Annotated in this window: 4 protein-coding genes and 1 pseudogene; 4 read left to right on the top strand and 1 reads right to left on the bottom strand. The window is 35.0% G+C overall.

Annotation, left to right across the window (positions count from 1 at the left end):
• On the top strand, positions 1-297 hold a 297-nt coding region (locus ACWATR_RS38660; protein WP_460345284.1), incomplete at its 5' end, for an RloB domain-containing protein.
• On the opposite strand, the gene ACWATR_RS38665 is transcribed toward ACWATR_RS38660, so the two are convergent.
• Positions 286-585: a hypothetical protein gene (locus ACWATR_RS38665; RefSeq protein ID WP_460345287.1), complete on the bottom strand. Its 300-nt coding sequence runs from the start codon at positions 583-585 to the stop codon at positions 286-288. The genes ACWATR_RS38660 and ACWATR_RS38665 overlap by 12 nt on opposite strands.
• 389 nt (positions 586-974) lie before the next feature.
• Between ACWATR_RS38665 and ACWATR_RS38670 the strand changes: the two genes are divergently transcribed.
• The 3 genes and pseudogenes from ACWATR_RS38670 to ACWATR_RS38680 all read left to right on the top strand — a co-directional run bounded on the left by ACWATR_RS38670 (position 975) and on the right by ACWATR_RS38680 (position 3,920).
• Entirely contained in the window at positions 975-2,429 is a 1,455-nt protein-coding gene (locus ACWATR_RS38670) for a TlpA family protein disulfide reductase (protein ID WP_460345290.1), read from the top strand.
• A gap of 34 nt (positions 2,430-2,463) precedes the next feature.
• Positions 2,464-2,754, top strand: a pseudogene (locus ACWATR_RS38675) (DUF4253 domain-containing protein); the annotation flags it as partial.
• A gap of 125 nt (positions 2,755-2,879) precedes the next feature.
• The gene (locus ACWATR_RS38680; RefSeq protein WP_460345293.1) at positions 2,880-3,920 is read left to right on the top strand and encodes a serpin family protein; all 1,041 of its coding nucleotides are present in this window, start codon (positions 2,880-2,882) and stop codon (positions 3,918-3,920) included.
• The last annotated feature ends 507 nt before the right edge of the window (positions 3,921-4,427 follow it).

Below are 4,427 nucleotides of genomic sequence, written 5' to 3' on the forward strand. Positions count from 1 at the left end.
GTCGGACAAAGTAATCCGTCTTTTGAAGTTTGGTTATATTATCATTTTAGAAATCAGAAACCCGAAAATTCCATTGAAAATTGGAAAGATTATTTAAACACAATTGTAAATGGCGGTTTTGATAACAGAAAACATCCAGTTTACATTGAAGCAGCCATAACAAATTCTTCAAACAATTATTCAGCGACAGACAATATTCCCGATAACATTACAACGGAGTTATTTTTGCTTGGACAAAAAATCCTTCCTCTTGTCAAGCCAGACATTGATACACTATTAAGCCAACTAAATGAATAAAAAGGCTACACACAACAGCGATTTGGCTATTGCGGGTGGAAACGGTTGTTTTACATAAACTCTGTCAGTTTTGATTTCTGCACTCATTGGTAAATCATATTTTTTTTGATGCCCTTGATGGGTGTAACCGCTGGTACAAAAATTTGACTGGAAGTGGTTGCTCAAACGGGGCCAGTTTTTACGCCATGATTCAATGACTTTGGGGTAGCGTTTTTCCCAGTTTACAGCCAGCTGATCCAAGTTCCACTCCGACAGTCCGTCAATTTGCGCTTCCAGTTCGCCATTCATAGCCTCTTCCAAAAACTGCTTCAGAAGTGGGGTAAAAACCCCGTCCTTACCCAGCAGCGTGTCAGCTTTCTTGATCCGAGTGGCTGCATGCTTTTTGAATGCTTCAAAGTCAAATGATTTTTTTCTGTTATATCCATATATGTCTATTTTAAAGTTAATAAACTTTAAAATGACACACTATTGCAACACTCACAGCTCCGACTAGAAATCACACCATCAAATAAGTTCAAAATTCAGTCCGCAGGAAAGCTGTAAAAAAACTACTTTTAAAACAATACCAAACAGAAATAAACCAAAATCCTTGACTATATTACAACATGCTTTGAAAATCCTTCAGAATTTATAAAATAAAAACAGAGTAGAATACTACTGAAAAAACAAAATTCTATATGAAATACATTATCGGTCTATTCGTGCTCTTCATATCCAATTCCCTTCTTTCCGGACAAAACAGGACTAACAAAATCCCATTCATCATTCAAGGTCAAATCAGCAATTGTCCAGAAAAGTACCTAAAAATATTTTTCAAAAACGACAACGGTCAAATTTTAATCGATACGCTTCATCTTGATGAGTCAGGAAGATTCTATTTAAAGACCTACAAATTAACAAGACCCCAACAGACCAGCATTCAACAAAACAACATTCAAATCAATGACATCTTTGTTGCTCCTGGTTATAATTTAACGATAACAGGAAATGGAAAGGATTTCCGTTCTCTTTATCAAAGTAAAATCATTTCAGGTATTGGCTCGGAAAGCAATCAATACCGTATATTACTAGATTCCATACTATTGGCTCGAAGAGGAACAAAAAGCTGGTTCGAATTGCCTCCAGACTCCCTTTTGGACTTCATTGCAATTCAACAAAAAATTATAGATTCGGTTCGTGCTGTAGTTTTTGATAAAAAACCAAAAAGTGATAAATACCTAAAGTATTTTGGTGAAATGGTTAATTTAGACAATAAGTTCAGCAATCTCTATATGTTGGTGACACATGTCAATATTTATAATTACAGCTACGATAGCTCCATCTCCTTTGTCCGAAATAATTTTGATCATCAAATATTAGATAATCTTTACAAGGAGGAATATTTACTTTCAAACAGCTATAGAAATGGATTTATCACCAATGAGTGGCTCGCCTATTTGACCAATCTTGATTACAAAAAAGATTCTGCAATTAAAAACCAAAAAGATTACGCTCTAAAAAAAATCAGCACTACCTATAAAGGAAAAGTAAAGGAATACAGTTTAAATATTCTAATGGAATCTTCCATTGAATTTTGTAAAACATTCAGTAAACTCAATGAGTTGAAAGAACAGTTTGATCCGTATATATCAACCCTAGAAAGTAACTTTTACAAAAATTCTTTGGAAAATAAGATTATAGAAAAAGAAAATGAATTGCTTCGTACACAGGTTGGAAAGCCAGCCCCTAAATTTACCATCAAAAATAATGTAGGGGAAATAGTGAGTCTAGGCGATTTTAAAGGAAAAGTTATCTATATCGATTTATGGGCAAGTTGGTGTGCCCCATGCAGAAAAGAAACCCCATATCTACAAAAATTGCATCAAAAATTTAAAGCCAATAAACAGATTGTCATCATCAGTATAGCTGTTCGAGATGGTCATGAAGAGTGGAAGAAAGCACTTCAAGAAGACAGTCCAGAGTGGATACAATTGATTGATGAAAACGATGCGGTATGGCGATCTTATGTGGCGAACACCATTCCAAAATTTATCGTTATTGATAAAAAAGGAAATATCGTTGACTTTAATGCTCCTGCACCAAGCAGCGGTGAAAAAATTGAGCAATTATTGATCCAAGAAATGGAAAAGTGACTGAATGTTGATCAATTGATAAAAAACGACGGACCAATTCCAAGTACTGAAACAGGTAGGAACAAACGGATTCAATTATGAAATTACAAACGATAGTTTACTGTCGATCATCAAAACTTTCCATCAACAAATAGAACTTGAGCTCATAGGAGCTGGACGCGATTGGTGTGAATTCGTCATCAAAAAGGAATCCAAAAATTGGAAAAAACTGGCAAACGAAATTTATGAGATTTGTCCGGATATCGTTGACCAAGGCATAGGATCAGTTGATGAATTGGCCGTAGAAATGAAAAAAACCAAACGTCTTTACTTTTGGTGGGATTAATTGATTAGTAAATCGGTAGAACCACCGTTAATCTTGTTCAGTTCAACCTGAAACTAAATAAACCTTTTTAAACCACAACAGTTCAAAAAAGGCCTATAAAATGATCAGTACATCAATCAAAAGAAATGATAACAAAAAAGAGGAAATTGACAATAACAGTATGGATATCAATTTTACTTATATATTCATGCGAATTCAACAACAAAAAAACAGCCAGTATTTGGAGTGAGTTGCCAACAGTAACCCGATTAGAGCAACTATCGAAAACAGAATTTGTAGCCACCATAGAAAATCCAATATCGGAAACAAAGAATACCATATATGCACCAGCATTCTTATTTGCTTGGGAAAAAATCAAAGAAGAGTTGAAGTCACCCGTCGTCATAACGGAAAAGAACACATTGGATTTCAGACTGCTAAATGAGTCCAAATCTCACAAAGGCTCATTAACTGAGGATGAATATTCGGCTGAGGCAGAAATAATTGGGGATGGCATAATTGCTAAAGCATTTTTCAACAAAACTCTTCCATTTGAAAAGAAGCTTCAGATTTTAGATGACCCCATAGAATTAGACTCGACTAAAGTATCTGCTGTTGGAATGTACTATTATGATGAAGAGATTGTGCAATTCACAGAGATTTTGTACTACAAAGACGATGATCATTACATTCTAAAACTGAAACCGAAGGATAATCAGCACGAAATCATACTAATCAAAGGTCTTGAAAAGTATCAAACTCTAAAAGAGGCCGTTGAATTCACCAATGATTGGATTGCACAAGGAAAAAAAGAACAAGCTGTCCAAAAAAATGAATGGAAATACAAATTAAACCCAGAAGATGTTTTTTCGATACCAATCATTCAATTCAATATAGAGACCAACTACAAGAAAATAGAAGGCCAAACATTTAAAACAACAAACAATAAAAACCATTTCATAGAGAAGGCTTACCAAAGGACAGGGTTCATTTTTAATGAAAATGGTGCCGTAGTAGAAAGTGAAGCAGTTATGGCTGTGGACTCCGTTGGTACTGAAACAATCATCCAAACACCAAAGAAAATGGTCTTTAATCAACCCTTTTTAGTACTCATAAAACGAACAAATCAAAAGAATCCATACTTCATTCTTAAAGTAATGAACTCAGAGCTCTTAAAAAGAAAATAGAAGTTCCGATACCTGGCCTAGAAAAATAGCGATAACCACCATCACCTCGACCCCTAAAAAAGAAGGAATATCGTGCATAGAAATCTGCTGATCAACAGGTAAAGGTGGGTCAACATGCCGGAATGACGGGTCAATGTGGAGAAATGGTGGGTCAACATGCCGGAACGCTGGGTCAACATGCCGGAATGATTGGTCAATGTGAAGAAATGGTGGGTCAACATGCCAGAATGCTGGGTCAACATGCCGGAACGATGACTCAACATACTGTATGGTGGATCAACATGCCGGAATGACAATATAACAAACTGAAAATTCAGTAAAAAAAGCCCAAACAAAAACCAAATTCCTTGTAGAACTACTCAAAAAAACTATTTTGAAAAGAAAACAAATTAACCAAAACCTATTTAAATAAAATAACGCCTGCTTAAACCCTAACCAAGATCATAAAATTTGATCGAATAAATTCGTTTATTTATTAGTTGGCTGTAATTATAAAACCAAAACTTA

This window comes from Nostoc sp. UIC 10890 (assembly GCF_054786515.1).